The sequence below is a fragment of the Clostridia bacterium genome, assembly GCA_014360065.1.
Lineage (GTDB): Bacteria > Bacillota > DSM-521 > Neomoorellales > JACIYF01 > JACIYF01.
On the sequence record JACIYF010000004.1, the window covers coordinates 21,999 to 41,925 of the forward strand.

At 54.4% G+C, this 19,927-nt stretch carries 24 protein-coding genes; 22 read left to right on the forward strand and 2 right to left on the reverse strand.

Annotation, left to right across the window (positions count from 1 at the left end; genetic code table 11):
• The first annotated feature begins 81 nt into the window (after positions 1 to 81).
• The 7 genes from H5U02_01480 (at position 82) to H5U02_01510 (ending at position 6,278) form a co-directional block, all read left to right on the forward strand.
• Positions 82 to 861: a hypothetical protein gene (locus H5U02_01480; protein ID MBC7341121.1), complete on the forward strand. Its 780-nt coding sequence runs from the start codon at positions 82 to 84 to the stop codon at positions 859 to 861.
• Between the two features lie 219 nt (positions 862 to 1,080).
• Positions 1,081 to 1,281, forward strand: a complete 201-nt coding sequence (locus tag H5U02_01485; protein ID MBC7341122.1) for a transposase — start codon at positions 1,081 to 1,083, stop codon at positions 1,279 to 1,281.
• Positions 1,223 to 1,426, forward strand: a complete 204-nt coding sequence (locus H5U02_01490) for a transposase (GenBank protein ID MBC7341123.1) — start codon at positions 1,223 to 1,225, stop codon at positions 1,424 to 1,426. Before H5U02_01485 ends, H5U02_01490 begins: the two co-directional genes overlap by 59 nt.
• A gap of 225 nt (positions 1,427 to 1,651) precedes the next feature.
• A complete protein-coding gene (locus tag H5U02_01495) occupies positions 1,652 to 1,822 on the forward strand; it encodes a hypothetical protein (GenBank protein ID MBC7341124.1) in 171 nt (56 codons plus the stop codon).
• Between the two features lie 239 nt (positions 1,823 to 2,061).
• Positions 2,062 to 3,825 (forward strand): S-layer homology domain-containing protein, encoded by a 1,764-nt coding sequence (locus tag H5U02_01500; GenBank protein ID MBC7341125.1) that lies wholly within the window; start codon positions 2,062 to 2,064, stop codon positions 3,823 to 3,825.
• A 231-nt stretch (positions 3,826 to 4,056) separates the two neighbouring features.
• Complete coding sequence (locus H5U02_01505; protein MBC7341126.1) at positions 4,057 to 5,862, forward strand: S-layer homology domain-containing protein; 1,806 nt, start codon at positions 4,057 to 4,059, stop codon at positions 5,860 to 5,862.
• A 98-nt stretch (positions 5,863 to 5,960) separates the two neighbouring features.
• Entirely contained in the window at positions 5,961 to 6,278 is a 318-nt protein-coding gene (locus H5U02_01510) for a hypothetical protein (GenBank protein ID MBC7341127.1), read from the forward strand.
• Between the two features lie 36 nt (positions 6,279 to 6,314).
• Here H5U02_01510 and H5U02_01515 read toward each other — a convergent pair whose 3' ends face one another.
• Both H5U02_01515 and H5U02_01520 read right to left on the reverse strand, forming a co-directional pair.
• Positions 6,315 to 6,869, reverse strand: coding sequence for an ImmA/IrrE family metallo-endopeptidase (locus H5U02_01515; GenBank protein MBC7341128.1), 555 nt, complete (start codon positions 6,867 to 6,869; stop codon positions 6,315 to 6,317).
• Between the two features lie 4 nt (positions 6,870 to 6,873).
• Positions 6,874 to 7,305 (reverse strand): helix-turn-helix transcriptional regulator, encoded by a 432-nt coding sequence (locus H5U02_01520; protein MBC7341129.1) that lies wholly within the window; start codon positions 7,303 to 7,305, stop codon positions 6,874 to 6,876.
• Between the two features lie 169 nt (positions 7,306 to 7,474).
• On the opposite strand from H5U02_01520, the gene H5U02_01525 reads away from it, so the two are divergent.
• The 15 genes from H5U02_01525 (at position 7,475) to rseP (ending at position 19,923) form a co-directional block, all read left to right on the forward strand.
• Positions 7,475 to 8,359 carry a response regulator transcription factor gene (locus H5U02_01525; GenBank protein MBC7341130.1) on the forward strand — a complete coding sequence of 295 codons (885 nt, stop codon included), beginning with the start codon at positions 7,475 to 7,477 and terminating at the stop codon, positions 8,357 to 8,359.
• Between the two features lie 91 nt (positions 8,360 to 8,450).
• Entirely contained in the window at positions 8,451 to 8,639 is a 189-nt protein-coding gene (locus tag H5U02_01530) for a hypothetical protein (GenBank protein ID MBC7341131.1), read from the forward strand.
• A 4-nt stretch (positions 8,640 to 8,643) separates the two neighbouring features.
• Positions 8,644 to 10,308, forward strand: coding sequence for a recombinase family protein (locus H5U02_01535; protein MBC7341132.1), 1,665 nt, complete (start codon positions 8,644 to 8,646; stop codon positions 10,306 to 10,308).
• A gap of 39 nt (positions 10,309 to 10,347) precedes the next feature.
• Positions 10,348 to 10,818, forward strand: coding sequence for an ATP-binding protein (locus H5U02_01540; protein ID MBC7341133.1), 471 nt, complete (start codon positions 10,348 to 10,350; stop codon positions 10,816 to 10,818).
• Between the two features lie 214 nt (positions 10,819 to 11,032).
• Complete coding sequence (gene codY, locus H5U02_01545) at positions 11,033 to 11,815, forward strand: GTP-sensing pleiotropic transcriptional regulator CodY (protein ID MBC7341134.1); 783 nt, start codon at positions 11,033 to 11,035, stop codon at positions 11,813 to 11,815.
• 206 nt (positions 11,816 to 12,021) lie between these two features.
• Complete coding sequence (gene rpsB / locus H5U02_01550; GenBank protein ID MBC7341135.1) at positions 12,022 to 12,807, forward strand: 30S ribosomal protein S2; 786 nt, start codon at positions 12,022 to 12,024, stop codon at positions 12,805 to 12,807.
• Complete coding sequence (gene tsf / locus H5U02_01555) at positions 12,794 to 13,384, forward strand: translation elongation factor Ts (GenBank protein ID MBC7341136.1); 591 nt, start codon at positions 12,794 to 12,796, stop codon at positions 13,382 to 13,384. The genes rpsB and tsf overlap by 14 nt, the downstream gene beginning before the upstream one ends.
• Positions 13,385 to 13,421: 37 nt before the next feature.
• Positions 13,422 to 14,195, forward strand: coding sequence for a UMP kinase (locus H5U02_01560; GenBank protein MBC7341137.1), 774 nt, complete (start codon positions 13,422 to 13,424; stop codon positions 14,193 to 14,195).
• Entirely contained in the window at positions 14,140 to 14,700 is a 561-nt protein-coding gene (gene frr, locus H5U02_01565) for a ribosome recycling factor (protein ID MBC7341138.1), read from the forward strand. Before H5U02_01560 ends, frr begins: the two co-directional genes overlap by 56 nt.
• Positions 14,701 to 14,970, forward strand: coding sequence for a hypothetical protein (locus tag H5U02_01570; protein MBC7341139.1), 270 nt, complete (start codon positions 14,701 to 14,703; stop codon positions 14,968 to 14,970).
• Between the two features lie 32 nt (positions 14,971 to 15,002).
• Positions 15,003 to 15,791, forward strand: a complete 789-nt coding sequence (locus H5U02_01575) for an isoprenyl transferase (protein ID MBC7341140.1) — start codon at positions 15,003 to 15,005, stop codon at positions 15,789 to 15,791.
• Positions 15,792 to 15,806: 15 nt separating this feature from the next.
• The gene (locus tag H5U02_01580; protein ID MBC7341141.1) at positions 15,807 to 16,580 is read left to right on the forward strand and encodes a phosphatidate cytidylyltransferase; all 774 of its coding nucleotides are present in this window, start codon (positions 15,807 to 15,809) and stop codon (positions 16,578 to 16,580) included.
• A 21-nt stretch (positions 16,581 to 16,601) separates the two neighbouring features.
• On the forward strand, positions 16,602 to 17,708 hold the full coding sequence (ytvI, locus tag H5U02_01585) for a sporulation integral membrane protein YtvI (protein MBC7341142.1): 1,107 nt from the start codon (positions 16,602 to 16,604) through the stop codon (positions 17,706 to 17,708).
• 13 nt (positions 17,709 to 17,721) lie between these two features.
• Positions 17,722 to 18,882 (forward strand): 1-deoxy-D-xylulose-5-phosphate reductoisomerase, encoded by a 1,161-nt coding sequence (locus tag H5U02_01590; GenBank protein ID MBC7341143.1) that lies wholly within the window; start codon positions 17,722 to 17,724, stop codon positions 18,880 to 18,882.
• 27 nt (positions 18,883 to 18,909) lie between these two features.
• Positions 18,910 to 19,923, forward strand: a complete 1,014-nt coding sequence (rseP, locus tag H5U02_01595) for an RIP metalloprotease RseP (GenBank protein MBC7341144.1) — start codon at positions 18,910 to 18,912, stop codon at positions 19,921 to 19,923.
• The last annotated feature ends 4 nt before the right edge of the window (positions 19,924 to 19,927 follow it).

Genomic DNA, 19,927 nt, shown 5'->3' on the forward strand with positions numbered 1-19,927 from the left:
TCCAAATCCCTGCGAGGAGGGTGCGGAAAGTCGAAAAGAAGTATTGATTTATAGCGACGTCTCGGTAGGAGGTGAGTTGGGATGAATCTGGACAGGCTGAAAGAACAACTGAAGACTTTCGAGGGTAAGTTTGTAGCAGTTACTCTGGCAGTAACGCTTATCATGATGGGGATTGTGGGTTTCTTGGCTCTTACCGAAGACCAGGAAACCACAAAGGCAGGTTTGGTGAACGGTGCTCGTACTTCCGATTCCGAGATTGCGGTTAATTCTCCAAAATCTAAATCGGAACAATACCAGGAAGGAATTAGACTGCTTGAGCAAGGTGAGTGGGAAAAGGCCATTTATGCCTTTGCCGGCCTGAATCACGAAGCTTCTGAAATACTTTACAACTATGCTTGTGCCGAGGATAGCTTTAGCAACGAAAACTATTATAGTGCCGAGGTGTATTTGCAGGAGATCCCCGAGACTTATAAGGGTCCACTGTCAGAGAAAGTCCTGGCCAGGAAACACCAGTTGTTAAGCCAATTACCGGCCTTAAAAAAAGAACAATTAAAGAAGGAATCAGATCTAGAGGTCCTTAGCTGGAAATGGTACAGATCAAGTAACCACTTCGTGGAAGCAGTAGGGGAAGTCAAAAACATTAGCGGTAGGCCGCTGGAGAACGTCACTGCAGTAGTAAGTTTCTATGCTGGCGACGGAACCTTTATTACCTCGTCCCATGCGCTAATTGAGTATAATCCAATTCTTCCTGGTCAGGTGTCTCCATTTCGTGTAATTGAAACGTACAACCCGGAAATGAAAAAAGCAAACCTTCAATTCAAGTTTTTGTTTGGTGGTACGATAGCAAGCTTTCAGCAGTAGGTAATGTCCTAATGGCAGTGTAAGAATTAAGAGGCCCGAGCGAAGTTTGGAACTGGGAAAAACAAATAATTTCAAAAAGGGGCTCAGCCCCTTGAAATAAGGTACCACCAGTAGAGTCCAGTACAGTGGTGTAAAATCAGTGACCTTGCAAGAAGGAAAGGCCACTGCCCCTCTGGTATTGGACAAGTACCCGTACTAACCAAATTGGAAGGATGTACAGTGGCCCAATACCAGATTGTTGCAGACAGCGAGATTCTGCAGCAGTCATTTATGCGAGGTCAGGGTCTTGCGCATCTTGTGAAAGAGATACTGAATCAGGTGCTTGAAGGTCAGGCCACCGAACAGGTAGGAACAAAACCGTATGAACGTACCGAAGAGCGCAAAGGGTACAGTAACGGTCACTCACGCAAGGCCGCTTAAATCACGCGTAGGCGAATTAAGGCTGCAGGTTCCCCGGTCATGGAACGGCAGCTTCTCAACCGACTTGTTTGAACGGTACCAGCGCAGTGAACAGGCGCTTCTTCTGGCTATGATCGAGATGGTCGTCAACGGCGTCTTTACCTGAAAGGTCAGAGCTGTTGCGGAAGAACTGTGTACCCAAGCCGAGGCTAATGCAGGAATACAAATGGAACGGAAAGACATTTAAGCTTAGCGGTCAGCACGTTAAACCTATTATCAGCAGGGTCCCTGCCGCAGGCAAGTCATGGGATGCCAGCAGCGCACCGGCGGCATGGTGGTAATGGCTGCGTAAGCCTCAGGCCTTTAAAACCCGTGGAGAGGGAGATGTACCTTGAGGGAGCAGTACGTCGACTTGGGTAACCCGCAATTCTGGAGGACCTTGAGGGCGGTGCTGAGAGGGTTAGCAGCCGTGAGGAGGCTCCAGCATAAGAAATACCCCAACGAGTTTCCGAAGGAGCTCCGGATCGTCGTAACGAGAAAGCGGGAAGAAGAGAAATACTAAGGACACACTTCCAAGAGCACGAAGGTGGCAGGCCCGGTAAAAAACTACGGCATCCCTGATGCAAACCCCTTCCTAGAACTACAGCCTTGGCTAAAAGATTCGCGGGGGTTTCTTGTCGAGGACAGCCTGTGTCGCCCTCCTCGGATACAATGGAATTAGGCAGAAGTGGGCCCGGCAAGTTACGGCTGCTCTGACGCCGGGCCCGGGGTGGCTTGTGAAAGCACGGGAGGAGGAAGGCCATGGGGAGGAGGAACGGGTTTCTTCAGACGGTACTGTTGTTCCTTGTATGTTTTGTGGTGGCGGTGGTTTTCATCCCGCAGCCGGTTAGAGCTGGGCCCGCGGCAGGAATGTTCTTTTCCGACATTGCCGGCAGCTGGGCCCGGCCCTACATCGAGGACCTCAAACAGTTCGACGCCATCAGCGGCTTCGCCGACGGAACCTTCAGGCCGAACGACAACGTTACCAGGGCTCAGTTCGCCAAGATGCTGGTTTCTGTCACCCAGGCCCGGGACCGGGTGCTGGCCGAAGACCAGAACGCAGCTGTCTACTACCCGGCCATAGACGCGGACGCCGGCGCATGCAGGTTTGCCGACGTGGCCGGCCCAAGCTGGGACTGGGCCCGCCCCTACATCGGCGGGGCGGTCAAGGCCGGGGTGATAAAGGGCTACTCGGATGGGCGCTTCGGCCCCAATGACTGCATAACCCGGGCCCAGCTTGCGGCCATGATCGGAAGGCTTCTTCCCGACAGGGTGGCCAAGCCTCTGGCCATGAGCGACGTGCCTGGCTGGTGCCGCGCCGAAGTGGCGAAAGCAGTGGGAGTGGGCGCGGTCTCCGGCTTCGCCGACGGGACCTTCAGGCCGGACGACTATGCCACCCGGGGCCAGGTGGCCAAGATGCTGGACTGCCTGATGCGGGGATACGACCCGACCAGGCAGAAGGCAGAACCCTCACCTGCACCCCCTTCCGAAAACCTGACTCCGGCCGAGATTGCCGAGCGGTTCGGGCCGGCCGTGGCCTACATCACCACCGCCGACTCGTCCGGCCGGCCGCTGGCCCGGGGATCGGGGTTTGTGGTTGGGGGCAGGAAGGTGGTGACCAATTTCCACGTCATTAAGGATGCCTGGTCAGTTTCTCTCGCCGTAGGCGGCAGGAGCTACCGGGTGACCTCTCTCGCCAACTACGACGAGAAACGCGACATCGCGGTCATCGACCTGCCGGAGAGCGTCCCTGTCTCGGCGGAGCTCGGGGACTCGTCGGCTGTCAGAGCCGGGGACAGCATAGTGGTCATCGGGAATCCCCTGGGCCTGCAGAACACGGTCAGCACCGGAGTGGTGAGCTTCCCCGAACGGCTTATGAATGACGGTCTCAAGTGGCTTCAGATCTCGGCTCCCGTGTCGCCTGGTTCCAGCGGCGGCCCGGTGTTCAACCTGCGGGGGGAGGTCATCGGGGTGGTGACCTGGGGCTATACCCCTGAAGCAAGCGCCCAGAACCTCAACTTTGCCGTGCCTGCCGACAGCGTGAAGCCGATGCTGACCACGAGCCGCCCGGTTGAGCTGTCGGCCCTGTTTCCGGCTGCCCCTCCGGTGTCTTACTCCGGGTTTGCCGGGTACGTTGAGGACACGTACCGATATACGGCCGTCGGCCCCTACACCTTGAGCTTTTACCGGGCAAGCGTGTTCGAGCTCTCTGATGGCACCATCGCTGTGGACCTTGCCGTAAACCTGGAACAGTCCCTTGAGCTGCTTAATGCGGTGAATGGCGGTTACAGGACAGGTGTCGAAGACTGGTTGCTGTCGATCTACTATGAGGCCAAAGCTGCGTTTCAGGAAAGAAACGTTGGGGTAGGTGTGACCTTGATTGATTATTTCTACACCTACCCCACGTTTATTCCACCTGACTGCCTGACCCTGCAGCCGGACGGTACCTGGTTTGCCATCTATCCGGTGGCAATAGCCGGCAATTTCGGAGGCTACCCCCAGGTAGTCTGGTTCCCGGTGGGCTAGAGACCATCTGGGGCCGGGTGCCTGAGCGGAAAGGCCGGCGTGCAATTCTCTATCTCCTGTCCGGGTTAAAGGGGGAAGGAAGGTCAGCCGGCCGTTGACGGGAGGCTGAGAATCGGCGGACGGGACATGATTGGCGTTGAACCGGGCTCCATCGGCATGTTCCCGAGGAGCGGGCCGCAAGTCGAAACTCGGCATGTTTTCGTCAACTACGTACTGGAGGGATCTCGCGGGATGGCAAGAAAGGTTGTCTCGATGGTTTCTGCGTTCCTGCTGTTTGCCTTCCTTCTTCTGGGATGGATGACTCCGGCCTCTGCTGCGGGGCCTGGTCTGCCCGTGGAAGTCGGTTTCCAGGATACGACCGCCCACTGGGCAAAGGCCTACATCTACGACCTCGCGAGCTACGGTGCCATAAGCGGGTTTGCCGACAACACCTTCCGGCCTGAGGCCAACGTCACCCGCGCCCAGTTCGCCAAGATGCTGGTGGCCGCCACCCAGGCGGTGCGGGAGGCGGCTTCCTACCGGGGAAAGGACCCGCTCTTTGCGCCCATCGCGCTTGACGCTGCCTCCGCGACGTTTGCCGACGTCCGGGGAAGCTCCATGGACTGGGCCCGCCCCTACATCGGCGGGGCTGTGAAGGCCGGGGTGATAAAGGGTTACTCGGATGGGCGCTTCGGGCCCAATGACTGTATAACCAGGGCCCAGCTCGCCGCTATGATCGGCAGGCTTCTCCCCGACTCGGCGGCCAAACCCGTAAGCTTCCCCGACGTTCCGTCCTGGTGCCGCAGCGAGGTGGCCAAAGCCGTCGGGGTCGGGGCAGTGTCGGGCTTCGCGGACGGCACCTTCAAACCCGACCAGCACGCCACCCGGGCCCAGGTGGCGAAGGTCATAGACGGGCTGCTTAACGGCATGGACGTCGCGCCCACGGTCGCCGAGGTCCACTTCATCGACGTCGGGGAAGCGGACGCCATTTTTGCCAGGCTCCCCGGAGGGCGCACCATGATGGTCGATGCCGGGAATAACGAGGACGGGGCGTTCCTGGTGGACTACCTCCGCAAGGCCGGAGTCGAGAGGATCGATGCCTTCATCGCCACCCACCCCCACGAGGACCACATCGGGGGCGCCGGTGAAGTGGTCAAAAACTTTCAGGTGGCGCGCGCATACCTCCCCGATGTGACCCACAGCTCCGCAAGCTATCAGGAGTTCCTGAATGCCCTCATGAGCCGCAGCGTGCCGGTGACCAAAGCCGCCTCCGGGGTAACGGTGTTCGATGCGCCGGGGCTCTCGGTCAGGCTCCTTGCCCCCTGCGGAACCGCGTACGAGGACATCAACAACTACTCGGCGGTGGCGAAGGTCCAGGTCCGCGAGACCGCATTTCTCCTTGCCGGGGATGCGGAGGACGTATCGGAAAACGAGATGCTTGCCTCCGGTGCCGACCTTTCCGCTGCGGTGCTGAAGGTCGGCCACCACGGGTCGGAGTCGCCCACCACTCCCGCGTTCCTTGCGGCCGTGAGGCCGAAGTACGCGGTCATTTCGGTCGGTGCCGGGAACAGCTACGGCCATCCGGCGGCGGAGGCTCTCGCCCGGCTTTCTGCGGCGGGCGCTAAGGTCTTCCGCACCGACCGGGACGGCACGGTGGTGTTCACCACGGGTGGCCGGTGGATCTCGGTGGCTAAGTTGCTCGCCGGCAACCCCGACCGGCCGGTAACCGGGCCCCCGGGCGGGACTGAACCTGCGCCTTCAGAAGTAAAAATCACAGGGAAGGACCTTGCAGCCGAGGTGGTGACCGTCACCAATAAGGGGAGCACGGCGGTCAACCTCCAGGGCTGGAAGCTGGTCAGCGAGGCCGGAAACCAGACCTATATCTTCCCGGCAGTTACCCTCCAACCCGGCGCCTCGGTGCGGGTGTGGAGCGGGCCGAACGCCAAGGACAGCCCGCCCACCGACCTGAAGTGGACGACGGCAAACATCTGGAACAAAAGCGGGGACCCGGCGGCGCTCTACGATGCAGCAGGAAGGCTGGTAGATAGGGTGCCGTAGACAGAACAGCAGCCCCGGGGCAGCCGACTGCCCCGGGCGTTCCAAGGGGAAGGCAGTGATAGCTGCTGATGAGCGGGGCAGCAAGGGGGGGCGAAAGTGTGGCGAAAATAATACAGGCATCTGTTACCATAAGCTCTGACGGCGAAGTCGTTACTGTTTTTGCCGAGCCGACTCCGCCCTACTGGACGGCGGATCCTTGTGCCGACTGTCTCGTAGCCGTGCTGCGCGAAACTGACGGGGAGTGCGGAAGGGAGACCGGGAAAATCGCGGGGATTGAGATTATCGGGCTGAAGGATTTCACGCAGTGGGATGAAATCCCGGATCTGCCCGGGCTGTGGCAGATTGGCGGGGCGGAACCGCTGCCTATAAAGGAGCTGCTGAAAAAGATTCAGAGCTCTCTCAGGCCGCGGCCCTAGAGGAGACTGCACCGCGAATCTACCTTGGGCGGCCGGCTACCCGAGCTTGACCAGCACGTCGGGTGGCTCTATACCGAGCTGGTCGTCGCTCACATACCAGTCCTGGATTCCAAGCTCATCCAACCTCCTGAGCAGTGCCGGCCAGGACACCTGGAAGATTTCCTTCAGCCGTCCCAGGTCCCGAGCGATCAGAAGCTCCCCGTGCGGGCTCAGTATGGACACTTCCCGGCGCACCCACTCTTCCGGCATGAGGAAGTTCCGCGCGAACCGGTCCGCTTCCCGGTCTTCCTCGTACCGGGTCTTGGGACGCCTTGAGCCGGGCGGCAGGTGCAGGTAAATGTGACCGAGCTCGTGGGCGGCGGTCCACCGCAGGCGGCCGCCGTTCACTTTCGAGGACAGAACGCTGAAGAATTTGCCCGTCCTCTTGCTGTAGCTTGTCGATCCGTCTACCTCCGTAAGGGGAAAAAACTCTACCTCGGCGCGCTGCTTGAGGCAGGCAAGCGAATCCACCGGGGGTTTCGCGATCCCGAATTCCTCAAGCGCACCCAGCGCGGTCCGTATTATCTCCAGGGTCCGCGGTCGGGGAGCCATCCTGCTATTTCTCCTTGTCGTCTTTCCCGTTGTCGCTCTTATCCAGCTGCTCTGTCCGCTCTACCCACCTCTGAATTAAGTCGGTAATTACCTTTCGATCTTGTTCCGGTATGTGCCTGGCACGGTACAGCGTTTCGATCATTTCCTCTCCCCAGGCCTCGCCTATTTGCTCCACTTTGCGGGGGGACTCTACAAGATACATATTGCTCCGGCCGAGCAGGTAATCAACACTCACGCCCAGTGCATCTGCGAGCCGCTCTGCTGTATCTATTTTTGGTACGCTCAGCTGGCGCTCATACTGGCTGATAAGTGCAGTGCCCAGACCTGTTATCTCGCCGAGCTTCTTCTGGCTCCATCCCTTCATCTTCCGGTGATTCCGTAACCTCTCCGCAAAAACGCGCATTTCTGCGACTTTTTCGTCCCGCTGCGGTGCCATTTATAACCACCACCCACTCTTATGGTTTCCTTAAGGTATTCTACTACATTGTTCCCAAACCTCCACTAGGGAATAAATTTTTCGAGAAAAATTTGCTACGGGGTATTGTATACCTACCCGGAATATGCTATACTAACGCCTGGGTAGTAACGAGAGAGGGAGGGAGACCTTGAGCGGACAAGCACCCGCGAAGCAGCCACCAGACCCGGAAAAGGTAAGGGCAGTGCTCGAAAGGCTGCCGGAAGGTCAGCGGAAGATAGCAGAACTGGTAGTCGAGGGTTTATCGGTCAAAGAGATAGCAGGGAAGCTAAACGTTAAAGCGGGTACTGTAAGGAAGCAGATATGCCGGATAGCAGACAAGCTGCGAGACCAGAAAATTGACAGGAAAAAACGCGGGGCGGAGCCTGCCCTTTTTTCAGCCCTGCGAAAGATACCTCCTGCGGAGCAGTTTCAGTTCTCCTCACAGCAGCAGACCATCATCCAAGCGAGCCGCACCTGCAGCAGCCTGTTGGAGATTAGCAAGAGCACCGGTATCCCCTATGCTAACGTGTATACCCAGGCAAAAAGGATTCGCCGCATTGTCGAAGCCAAGAAAAAGGACGTTGCTTTCCGCCAGTCCATCGGCCCCGGCCAGCGCCGCCTGCCCGAGATGACGGCCGAGGAACTACTCAAACAACTCCGGCAGGACCCGGGGCGGGTCGCAATCCTCTTCAGGCGGTACGCCTGCGCGGAAAAGGGAGACCCCGAGTTCGAGGTCGCCCTCCTGACCGCTGGAGCAGACCGGGACCGGCTCTGGCGCCAGCGCGGCAAGCTCCAGAAGATCATGGCCGTGCAGGGAAAGGACACTTACATGGCAATGAAGCTCACCCAGGAACAAGCGCGGGAGATACGCGACTGCCTGGAGTATATGAAAAAACACCCGGTCCTGGTGGACCCGGTGGAGAAGACCGTGACGTACATACTGACGCGCTCGGAGGCCGCGAGGCTCGGGCTCGAAGCCACCTCGGAGTGGAGCAAGAAGGTAAGGCAGGAGGCCAGAAGGCTCGCGGGATAGCAAACCTAAGAAAGTAGAAAGGAAGGCCGCTGGGAAAAGCCCGGCGGCCTTTCTTGCTCCAAAGCCTGGACAAGAAAGGGGGCAGTAACAGGTGAAGAGGTTGCTCGTACAGGGGGCAACGACAGCAGATGAGCCCTGGGAGTCCAGGGTTAGGGTTAGACACGCGGCCCTTATTCTGGCGAAGGGAGCCATACGGGCCGAGAAAGCAGAAGAAGTGAGCGAGGGGCGAAGGGAAATAAGCGCCGATGTAGAAGCTAGGAAATCGAGCAGAAAGAGGTGAGATCTTGGTTAAGAAGCGCACCGGGCCCGTCACGGCCGGAGTATACATACGGCAGTCGGTGGAGAAAAGGGACAGTTGTTCGCTGGAAATGCAGGAGCGTGCCTGCCGCGAGCTGTGCGAGACCCGGGGCTGGGACGTGAAGATTTACCGCGACAGCGGGCTGTCAGGAAAGGACACCGACCGTCCTGCGCTCCAGCGGCTCATACGCGACGTGAAGAACGGCGCGATCCAGATGGTAGTGGTCTACAAGCTCGACCGCATCTCCAGGAGTCTCCTGGACCTGCTGAACCTGCTCCATCTGTTCAGCGAGCACGGGGTTGGGATCCGATCCATAACAGAGACGATGGACACCACAAGCCCTGCTGGCCGGGCCATGGTCGGCATCATCGGCTCGTTTGCCCAGTTTGAGCGCGAGATGATCCGCGACCGGGTCCGGGATAACATGCTAGACCGGGCCAAAAACGGGATCTGGAACGGCGGGGTGCTGCCTTACGGCTACGATAGGCGAAAAACAGTTGTCTGTGTGAATGGCCGGGAAAAAACCGTAACCGAGCTGGTCCGGTCAGAAGAGGAAGCCGAAAACGTCCTCCGGTTCTTCGAGTGGTTCCTTGAGCCCCAGGGAGCAATCCGAAAGACTGCCAACCTCGCCAACGCCCACGGCATACGCACAAAAGGCGGAAGTCCGTGGGGAACCACGTCCATGGGACGCCTGTTGAGGAATCCGACCGTGTGCATTGCCGACAGAGACGCGCTGGAGTACTTCACGAAAATCGGCGCTCAGATAGTCTCCCCTCCGTCGGATTTCGATGGGGTCCATGGGATCCTGCCGTACAACCGCCGCGAAGGAGTCAGGAAGACCTCCAGGCCGCGGGATGTATCCGACTGGATCATTTCAGTGGGAACCCACCTGGGCATAGTCCCGGGAAAGGTGTTTGTGGCTGCCCAGAAGAAACTGGAAGCAAGAAAACCGCCCCGTGCCGGCACCGGGTCGAAGGGCCTCCTGGCCTGGCTTGTAAAGTGCGGGTACTGCGGGAAGGCCATGAGTTTCGGCTGGTCGAGAAAAAAGGGGCGTGAGAAGGAATACAGGTACTATTCTTGCTACGGTCGGCGCGACAGACTTGCTTGCACCAACCGGCCCGTCAGAGCCGATGAGCTGGAAGAGAAGGTCCTGGATTTGATAAGAAAGGTGTGCTCCGACAGGGAGTTCCTGAACACCTGCCTGGAAGTGGCCCGCCAGGAGATCGCCAGTCAGGCAGGACCGTTGCAGGAGGAGGAGAGGAGGCTTAAGAAAAAGGCAGCCGGGCTGGAGAACCAGGAAAGGCGGCTGGTTGACGCTTTGGCCAGAGGAAACCTGCCGGTGGATCTGGTCGAAGAGAAGATCGCTGCGCTTCGGCAGGAGATAAGAGCGGCCAGAGCCAGGCTGGAGGAGATCCGGGACGAGCTTGAGGCCGTCGGGATCCGGGACCTTGATGCAGAGGCTGTATATGCGAGGCTGCGCAGTTTCAACGAGGTCTTTGATAACCTGGATTTTGAGGAGAAGAGAGCTTTAATCCGTGACCTCGTGGAAAAAGTGGTGGTAACCGACGACCGGGTAGTGGTCCACCTGTACTACATGCCGCAATCTCTGGCCAATGGCGCACCTGCCTCAGTCCTTGCTGAAGCCGGGTGAGTTAGTAGTTTAGAACCGCACGGTTGCCTATGCGGCTACTTGGGCAGCAAGGTTAGAGACTGTTCCTGTACCCCATTGCAAATCCAGCAGTACTGGAAACGAGTATCTGGCCCATTGCTGGATCGCATTGATATGTACATTGAAGTACCATGGATCGACTACCAGGAGTTCACTTCCCTGTCTGAACCAGAAAGCTCGCTGAGCATACGGTCCCGAGTGGAGGAGGCAAGAAAGAAGCAAAGGGAACGGTATGAAAAGGTAGGAGTGCAGTCGAATGCTGACCTGCCGTCCAGGCTGTTGTCTCGTTACTGTCGGCTGGGGCCGGGAGCCAGGGAGTTGATGCGCCAGGCGTTCAGTAGCTTGGGCCTTTCTCTCCGGGGCCACGATCGAGTCTTGCGAGTGGCAAGGACTATAGCTGATCTCGATAACAGCGAGCTAGTCCAAGAGGATCATTTGGCTGAAGCGCTTCAATATCGAAGCCTAGATCGAAGGGCCTGGCAGGTAAGTTAGATTTGCAAAAATTACGGCTGCAGGAATAAATCTCCAATCGCTGGCCAATGCTATTGCAGAGATGAATTGATTTGCTTATACTGTTAATGCGTTGGCTGGGAGGCATGGGGAGAGCAAAGTAGCTGGTCGGCGGCGGTAAAGAACTAAAATATTTGCCGATATATCTTATAGTACGTGTAGTACGTGTTATCGACATGCTGAGGAGGTTTCGATTATGCAAACATTGTTGGAAAAGACTCGAGCTCTTAACCGATTGCTGCAAAAAACCGCAGGATTGCCGGTAGAGTTTGACGAAATGGCTAAGGTTTTGAGCGAAATGATTCAGTGCAACTGTTACATTGTTGGCAAGCATGGAAAGATACTAGGATATGCATTCGGCGAAGGTTTTGCCTGCGAAGTTATGGAAGACATTGTATACCGCTCTGAGCGTTTCCCAGCCGAATACAATGAGGAGCTCCTTAAAATCAATGAAACCCAGGCCAACTTTAGCCAGATATCCAACGCTTGTGTTTTCAACAAGGAAGAAACCTGCGCGTTTAGCAACAAGTTGACCACCATTGTGCCTGTGGTTGGAGGTGGTCAGAGGCTCGGTACTCTAGTATTGGCTAGGTTTAATGAGCAGTTTACCCCTGAAGATTTAGTTTTAGCTGAGTACGGTGCTACCATTGTGGCTATGGAGATCATGCGGTCTAAGGCAGAAAAGATTGAGGAAGAAGCCCGCAAAAAGGCAGCCGTGCATGTGGCTTTAAATACCCTTTCATACTCCGAGTTGGAGGCGGTTAGCCACATATTCGAGGAGCTAGAAGGTAACGAAGGTGTATTGGTCGCTAGCAAAATTGCTGACCGGGCTGGTATTACCCGCTCAGTTATCGTAAACGCCCTGCGCAAATTTGAGAGTGCTGGGGTAATCGAATCCAAGTCGCTAGGTATGAAAGGGACTTACATCAGGGTATTAAACGATTATTTGCTGGAAGAACTACAAAGGCTCCGCCAATAGGCCCAGGGCGAAAAATGACGCCGGTGGGTTGCAGATTTGGGCTAGTCGGCTAGCATCGGCGGTTAGTTGGGGATTATTGCGCCAGATTCCCAACTTTGCTATACTGATCAAGGCTCATTACGCACCCTATTGGACCATACAGCGGTGCCCAAAGGGTCCTGTACTGGGATGATGAGAGGGGCGGCTAAACCATAAGGAGGAGTATCATGTCAATCATTACCATGAAACAGCTTTTGGAAGCTGGGGTTCACTTTGGCCATCAGACTCGCCGTTGGAACCCCAAAATGGCGCGGTATATCTTTACGGAGCGCAATGGCATTTACATTATTGACCTGCAGAAGACAGTAAAAAGGGTAGAAATTGCTTATGAAGTTGTTAGGGAAACAGTGAGGGCAGGAAAAAGTGTCCTGTTTGTCGGTACCAAGAAGCAGGCCCAAGAATCCATCAGGGAAGAAGCTGAACGCTGCGGGCAATTTTATGTTAACCGCCGGTGGCTAGGGGGTACGCTGACTAATTTCCAAACCATCCGCAAGCGTATTGAGCGACTCAACCAATTAGAAACCATGGAACAAGAAGGAACCCTGGCCATGTTTCCCAAGAAAGAAGCAGCCGCATTGCTGGCGGAGAAGGCCAAGCTAGAAAAGTTTCTCGGCGGAATCAAAGGCATGCGAGAGCTTCCGGGGATTGTTTTTATTGTCGATCCGCGCAAGGAAAAGATAGCTGTCGCTGAGGCCCGCCGCCTGGATATACCTATCATTGCCATTGTTGACACCAATTGTGATCCGGATGAAATTGACTATGTTATCCCCGGAAATGATGATGCTATCCGAGCGGTTAGGTTGTTGTCGAGCAAGATCGCTGATGCTGCTCTGGAAGGGTTACAAGAACGAGCTGCCGATGAGGCGGACCAACTGGAATCGAGCGATGAAAAGTCAAAAGTGGCGTCTGCCTCAGATGTTGACGAAGGGATGGATAACGTTGATCTCGGCTGAACAGGTCAAAGAGCTTAGAGCGAAAACTGGTGCTGGAATGATGGATTGTAAACAGGCACTAGTTGAAGCTGGTGGTGACTTTAACAAGGCAGTAGATATACTTCGAGAAAAGGGCATTGCGGCTGCAGCTAAGAAGGCGGGGAGGGCAACCGGCCAGGGCCTGGTTGAAGCATACGTTCACGGAAACCGCATTGGCGTGCTAGTTGAGGTAAACTGCGAAACTGACTTTGTGGCTAATACCAAGGAATTCCGAAACTTATGCCATGACCTGGCCATGCAGATAGCAGCGGCAAGGCCGAGTTATGTTCGGCGCGAGGAAGTGCCGGAAGAAGTGGTAGCGCATGAGCGGGAAGTATTAAGAAATCAGGCGCTAAGAGAAGGGAAACCCGAGAAAATAGTGGATAAGATTGTTGAGGGACGGCTAAACAAGTTTTTCGAAGAAGCCTGCCTTGAAGAACAACCCTTCATTAAAGACCCCAATAAAAAGGTTTCTCAGGTCGTAAAAGAAGCCATCGCACTTCTGGGCGAGAATATAGTTATCAGGCGCTTCGCCAGGTTGCAGCTGGGCGAGGAGTAGTAGAGACCGGGGAGCGTGTGGAGGTTTTATAACCTAAATGACCAAGCCCAAGTATCGACGTGTGGTTTTGAAGCTTAGTGGTGAAGCGTTAGCTGGGCAGCAAGGGTACGGTATTGACCAGGAAGTTTTGGAATCTATCGCTAGGCAGATCAAGGAGGCCAAAGGACTCGGAACTGAGATTGCGGTAGTTGTAGGTGGAGGCAATATCTGGCGTGGAGTTTCTGCCAGCGCCCAAGGCATGGACAGAGCAACTGCAGATTACATGGGGATGCTGGCAACGGTAATGAATGGCTTGGCACTTCAGGATGCGCTGGAAAGATACGGAGTAGACACGCGGGTACAGACTGCCATAGAAATGAGGCAAGTGGCAGAACCCTATATCAGAAGAAAGGCTATACGCCACCTGGAGAAGGGACGGGTGGTGATCTTTGCTGGCGGCACCGGCAACCCTTACTTTTCCACTGACACCACGGCTGCCTTGAGGGCAGCGGAAATAGAAGCTGAAGTTATATTAATGGCTAAGCGCGTGGATGGTGTATATGACTCCGATCCTCTGAAGAACCCTAACGCGCGGATGTACCGGGAGCTAACTTATATTGAAGTTTTAAATCAGGGCCTAGGAGTAATGGATGCAACCGCGACTTCCTTGTGCATGGATAATGGCATTCCCCTGATTGTGTTTAACATAAATGAGGAAGGTAATATTCTCAGAGCCATCTGGGGAGAAAAAATTGGAACGCACGTGGGGGGTAAAAATGGCCACACAGGAGCTAATCCAGGAAGCAGAACAGCGGATGCAGAAGGCTACTGACGTCATGCGCCGCGAGCTTAGCAGTATGCGCGCCGGACGGGCTACGCCGGCCCTACTAGACCGAGTGCAGGTGCTGTACTATGGGGTTCCCACTCCTATTAACCAAGTGGCAACGATCAGCGCGCCCGAAGCTAGATTGCTGGTAATCCAGCCATGGGATAGGAACGTCCTGGGGGATATCGAAAAGGCGATTTTGAAATCTGATTTGGGCTTAACTCCCAACAACGATGGCCAGGTGATCAGGATTAGTATTCCTCAGCTTACCAAAGAAAGGCGGACCGAACTGGTCAAGGTGGTGCGCAAGAAAGTCGAGGATTGCCGAGTCGCCATCCGCAACATTCGGCGCGAAACCAACGAACAGACTAAAGCCATGCTGAAAGCTGGGGAGATTTCTGAGGACGAACAGCGCCGCCTCCAGGATCAAATTCAAAAACTGACCGATCGGTTTATTGGTATTGTAGACAAGATCGGCGAAAACAAAGTTGCGGAGATTATGGAGGTTTAATTGAAGAACGGCCCTATTGCCTTGACAACTGTAGGTCTGCCCGTGGAAGAGAGCCTCCGTAGGTTAGCCAGTGCTGGGATAGCGGCTCGGATCAATCTAACCATGCCGCCGGAAGGAGCTCACCGGCAAGCTGGGCGGAGGGTAGGGTTGCGCGGCTGGGTAATTCGCGAGACTGATGCGGGGCAGCTCGAACGGTTGGCTCCAGTGAGAGTTGTTCTAGTCGCTAGTTTGGTGTACAAGCAGGCTGAGCTGCAGCAAGCCCCCTCCTAAGAGGGGGCTTAGATGTAGATCTGGGGAAGGAGATGCTGGGACTAATAGTGCTTGGTCGCCTATTTCGCCGCCGGAACCAAGGTGATGGCCAGAAATTATGGGATTTGGTCGATCCGGCAAAGTTGCCGGAACATGTGGCCGTAATTATGGACGGCAATGGGAGGTGGGCTGAGCGTCGCGGCTTTCCCAGGTCCGTCGGCCACCGCGCCGGCGTTGAAGCGCTGAGGAAAATTGTGGAAGCCAGTTGCAACTTAGGAATTCCATACTTGACCGTGTATGCCTTCTCCACTGAGAACTGGAAGCGACCTCGAGAAGAAGTTGATTTCTTGATGCGGCTCTTGCTCGAATATCTGGGACGGGAGCTGGAAGAACTTAGGCGCAAAGGTATCCGGCTTTGGGTTTTAGGCGATGCCGAGAGGCTGCCGGCTGAAGTTCAGCTGCGGGTGAGGGAGGCCATTGAGCGTACTAGGGATAACCATGGCATGCAACTCAATGTGGCTATAAATTACGGGGGTCGGTGGGAAATCACCCATGCGGCTAAGGAGCTGTTGAGACGGTGTCTGGCGGGCGAGATCAGCCCCGAGGAAGTGACCGAGGACGTATTTGCTGATCACCTGTTGACCAAGGGGATACCTGATCCTGACCTTCTAATCCGTACGGCTGGAGAGCTGAGGTTAAGCAATTTCCTCCTTTGGCAAGTTGCCTACTCTGAGTTTTGGTCAACCTCAACGCTTTGGCCGGATTTTGGCGAGGAAGAGTTCATGCAAGCAATTATTGCTTACCAAAACCGGCAGCGGCGATTTGGGGCCATTTCGCCCTAATGGGAGACACGTTTTATGCTGAAACAGAGGGTCATAACAGCAATGGTGGGTATTCCCGTGGTGGTAGCCGTTAGTTACTGGGGCGGGATAGTGTTCCATCTGGCCATAACTTTAGTCCAGCTGGTTGGTCTGCACGAGTTTTTTAATTTTGCCACGCCGCCCGTACGCTCCAAATATGTCAGGGTTATTTTTAGTATTGCTCTTTTCGCTTACAGTGTTTTCTCTGTTGGACATGAAGCTCAGCTGAAGCTGTTTTTCTTTACTTTGTTGCTTATCCCATTCCTCTTTGGAGTGGAGGATTGGGGAGGCTTGACTTCGGCATTTTGGGGGATTGCTTATGTGGGCCTATTAAGCTTTTTAGTAGCCCTGCGGGAGTTGCCTCAAGGTTTTGAGATGGTGATGTGGGTATTTGGTACCATGTGGGCTAATGATACAGCTGCCTACTTTATCGGAAAAAAATGGGGGCACAGAAAACTAGTTCCCAAGATAAGCCCCAATAAGTCTTGGGCTGGCGCTCTAGCAGGATGTGCTGTTGGTGTTGCCGTAGCTATGCTTTTAAACTATTTTTTTCAATTATTTCAGCTGGGACAGATGCTGTTGGCCGCTTTTATCGTTGTAATAGCCGGGCAGTGGGGAGATATCATTGAATCAGCCATTAAGAGAAATGCTGGCGTAAAAGATAGTGGGAGAATATTGCCTGGCCACGGAGGAGTACTGGATCGCTTTGATGGCCTAATAATAGCCTCTCCAGCCATATACTGGTATGTAAGCTGGCTCATTAGGTCCTGAATTAGGTCCTGAGGTGAGGTTATGAAGGAAAAATATTGGCGGGCACTGGTGATTACCGGCATAACCCTTGGAATTCTGACGTCCATTCACTTGACTTATTATTACGTTGGTCCAGCTCTTATTAGGACCTTTAGCTTTTTGCTCCGAATTCTTGTTCCGGTAGTGCTGGCGGTAGCCCTGGCAGCCATGCTGGAGCCGGTAGTCAGCTTCTTGCAACGACAAGTCAAGCTCTCCCGTGGCTGGGCAGCCCTAATTAGCATAGTTTTGCTGGTGCTGGTATTGGGTGGTTTATCATTTATAGCCGTATCCAAGTTAGTTGATGAACTAGGAATTCTACTCTATAGCTTGCCGAACTACGCTGCTTTGTTAAATCAAAATCTGGACCGTCTTCTGGAGTGGTTCAATGGAATAAGCATTGCTGTCAACTTTCCTAATACCATCCAGGAGAGCATTCTTGCTAACCTAGATAAACTTACTTCTTTAGCCGGGAATTACCTTTCTCAAGCCATGAACTATTTGGTGGCTAGCGTTTCCTGGATACCCAATTTCTTGGCTGCTAGCATTTTTCTACTTTTGGCCACCTTTTTCTTCATTAGGGACAAACAGCTGATATTTACTTGGGCTGGCAAGCTTTTCAATGAAAAACAGTCGCGCAAGCTAGAGGAAGTGTATGAGCACCTGGCCAGCATCCTTTTTGGCTACCTGAAGGCTTTCGCCATCCTGGTAATAATAACTACCCTTCTGATTATCCTTGGGCTGAGTATCTTGGGTATTAAGTATGCAGTGCTGGGCGGGATCTTGGCCGGCATCGCCGATATACTCCCTATTGTCGGGCCTGGGCTAGTACTGGTTCCCTGGGGGACATGGTACCTACTTACTGGAGACATGCGGCTTGGCGTATCAATCCTTGTCCTTTATGCTGCAGTGTCGGTTATTCGTCAATTGATCCAGCCCAAGGTCATCGGCGAGAATATCGGGTTACACCCCCTTTTGACCTTGGTTTCAATGTTTGTGGGCTTTGAAGTCATAGGCGCATGGGGTTTGATCCTGGGGCCCATTGTAGTAGTGGTTGCACTGGCTCTGTACCGGTTAGGTATGTTGGGCACCCGGCGCGACGGGCGCCAATAGGGATGATGGGAAAATGGGCTTAGCGCTCTTCGGATCAACAGGATCAATTGGCAGGCAGGTCTTGGAAGTAGTTGATAGCCTAGACGAGAGAGTAACTATAGTTGCCTTGGTGTCAGGTGGTGCCAATTTAGGCCTATTGGCTGAACAAATTAGGAAATACCGCCCTCGCTATGTAGGAATAGCCAAGGATTGCGTTGCGGAGTTAAAGCAGCTCCTGGGCGATTTTCAGTCCGGCCAACTAGTGTGTGGAGCTGACGAATTAGAAGAGTTGGCCCGGCTGCGGGAAACCTCCTTAGTAGTGAATGCAGTAACTGGGGCCGTGGGCTTAAGGTATTCATTGGCTGCCTTGCGGGCGGGAAAGCGGTTGGCGTTGGCCAACAAGGAAAGCTTAGTAATCGGAGGGCACTTAGTGAGGAGCTATGTTGGCGGCGGTGGGGAGACAATGATAATACCTGTTGATAGCGAGCATTCTGCCATTTTTCGTTGCCTGGAGTCAAGCGTCTTGCCGCTTGAGAAACTTATCCTTACCGCCTCTGGGGGGCCGTTCTGGCGGTGGTCTACTGAGCAGCTGGCGAGCGTGACTCCAGATATGGCGCTAACTAATCCTAACTGGACCATGGGACCACGAGTAACCGTAGATTCCGCTACCATGGTTAACAAAGGTTTAGAAGTAATCGAAGCCCATTGGCTGTTTAATGTGCCCTATGAACAGATTGGAGTCTTAGTACATGAGCAGAGCATCGTTCATTCCATGGTTCAGTTTAGTGATGGCAGTATTTTGGCGCAGCTGGCGGTGCCGGACATGAGGATTCCCATCCAGTATGCTCTCACTTGGCCAGAAGGGTCTGCGACCAATTGGCCACGGGTTGATTGGTCCCAGGTACCTAACCTCAGCTTTGCTCCGCCTGATTATGACAGGTTTCCTGGGTTAAAGCTAGGTTACCAGGCTGGCCTGAGTGGTGGTAGCATGCCTGCCGTATACAATGCTGCCGATGAAATGGCAGTCAGGCTTTTCCTCGAAGGCAGGATCGGCTTTCAGGACATGGCTCGACTAATCGAGCTGGCCATGGAAAAGCATGAAGTGATCAAAGAGCCCAGTTTCGATGAGATAGTGCTGGTGGACCAAGAAACAAGGGAAATGGTGACCCGCGAAGCATCGAGGTTCTCGCGATAGTCGACTGGGCTAGAACGGAGGCACAAGGTGTTTACGTTATTAATAGCGCTGGCCGTGTTTGCGGTTCTCATACTGGCCCACGAGCTAGGCCACTTTCTAGTGGCTAAACTAGTAGGCATCAAAGTCTTGGAGTTTAGCCTAGGGATGGGACCAGCCGTTTGGCAGCGGAGAAAGGGCGAAACCCTGTATTCGATAAGGGCTATCCCTATCGGCGGCTTTAATCGTATGGCTGGTACCGAAGGGGAAGAGGAAGATGATCCGCGAGGTTTTAACAAGAAGACTGTAGCTCAGCGAATGGCAGTAATTGGTGCGGGGTCAGGGATGAATTTTGTTTTAGCCTTTGTTCTATTTTTGGTAATTTTTATGGTCTTAGGCCTTCCATCAACAGAACCGATAGTTGGCCATGTCTCTCCTAATAGCCCAGCTGAAATGGCTGGTATCCAACCTGGGGACCGGATCTTGATGGTCGACCAGACTGAAGTTGGCGGCTGGAGCGACTTGGTGCAGAAGATTTATAGCAGCCCTGGTATCAAGCTAGATCTTAAGCTTTTAAGGGGAAGCCAGGTCTTGGATGTTCAAGTGGTTCCCAGGGTTGACGATCAGACCCAGGTCGGCATGATTGGCATCGGGCCCCGGTGGGTGAGGCAGGGGTTCTGGGATTCCATCGTTTTAGGGGTTAAGGAAACGGTCCAGATTACCTCGATTTTTATCGTAAGCATAGTTCAGATGATAACCGGCAAGGCGGAGCCGGAATTAGCTGGACCGGTAGGTATTGTGCAGATGGTAGGGCAGGCGGCTCGTTACGGCATGTTTAACCTTCTAAGTTTTACTGGTATCCTAAGCCTTAACTTGGCTATCATTAACTTGTTTCCCATTCCTGCCCTGGATGGCAGCCGATTAGTTTTCCTGGGAATCGAAGGGATCTCTGGCCGGCCCATTGATCGCAGGAAAGAGAACCTTATTCACCTGATTGGCTTTGCGCTCTTAATCGTTCTGATGGTTATAATCACTTATCAAGACTTGCTCAAGATCTTTGGCTAGGGGT

Excerpts from the sequence above, each read along its gene's own strand:
- H5U02_01480 (MBC7341121.1), top strand. The coding sequence starts at position 82 with ATGAATCTGGACAGGCTGAAAGAACAACTGAAGACTTTCGAGGGTAAG.
- H5U02_01490 (MBC7341123.1), top strand. The coding sequence starts at position 1,223 with ATGAACGTACCGAAGAGCGCAAAGGGTACAGTAACGGTCACTCACGCA.
- H5U02_01500 (MBC7341125.1), top strand. The coding sequence starts at position 2,062 with ATGGGGAGGAGGAACGGGTTTCTTCAGACGGTACTGTTGTTCCTTGTA.
- H5U02_01505 (MBC7341126.1), top strand. The coding sequence starts at position 4,057 with ATGGCAAGAAAGGTTGTCTCGATGGTTTCTGCGTTCCTGCTGTTTGCC.
- H5U02_01515 (MBC7341128.1), bottom strand. The coding sequence starts at position 6,869 with ATGGCTCCCCGACCGCGGACCCTGGAGATAATACGGACCGCGCTGGGT.
- H5U02_01520 (MBC7341129.1), bottom strand. The coding sequence starts at position 7,305 with ATGGCACCGCAGCGGGACGAAAAAGTCGCAGAAATGCGCGTTTTTGCG.
- codY (MBC7341134.1), top strand. The coding sequence starts at position 11,033 with ATGCAAACATTGTTGGAAAAGACTCGAGCTCTTAACCGATTGCTGCAA.
- rpsB (MBC7341135.1), top strand. The coding sequence starts at position 12,022 with ATGTCAATCATTACCATGAAACAGCTTTTGGAAGCTGGGGTTCACTTT.
- H5U02_01560 (MBC7341137.1), top strand. The coding sequence starts at position 13,422 with ATGACCAAGCCCAAGTATCGACGTGTGGTTTTGAAGCTTAGTGGTGAA.
- frr (MBC7341138.1), top strand. The coding sequence starts at position 14,140 with ATGGCCACACAGGAGCTAATCCAGGAAGCAGAACAGCGGATGCAGAAG.
- H5U02_01575 (MBC7341140.1), top strand. The coding sequence starts at position 15,003 with ATGCTGGGACTAATAGTGCTTGGTCGCCTATTTCGCCGCCGGAACCAA.
- H5U02_01580 (MBC7341141.1), top strand. The coding sequence starts at position 15,807 with ATGCTGAAACAGAGGGTCATAACAGCAATGGTGGGTATTCCCGTGGTG.
- ytvI (MBC7341142.1), top strand. The coding sequence starts at position 16,602 with ATGAAGGAAAAATATTGGCGGGCACTGGTGATTACCGGCATAACCCTT.
- H5U02_01590 (MBC7341143.1), top strand. The coding sequence starts at position 17,722 with ATGGGCTTAGCGCTCTTCGGATCAACAGGATCAATTGGCAGGCAGGTC.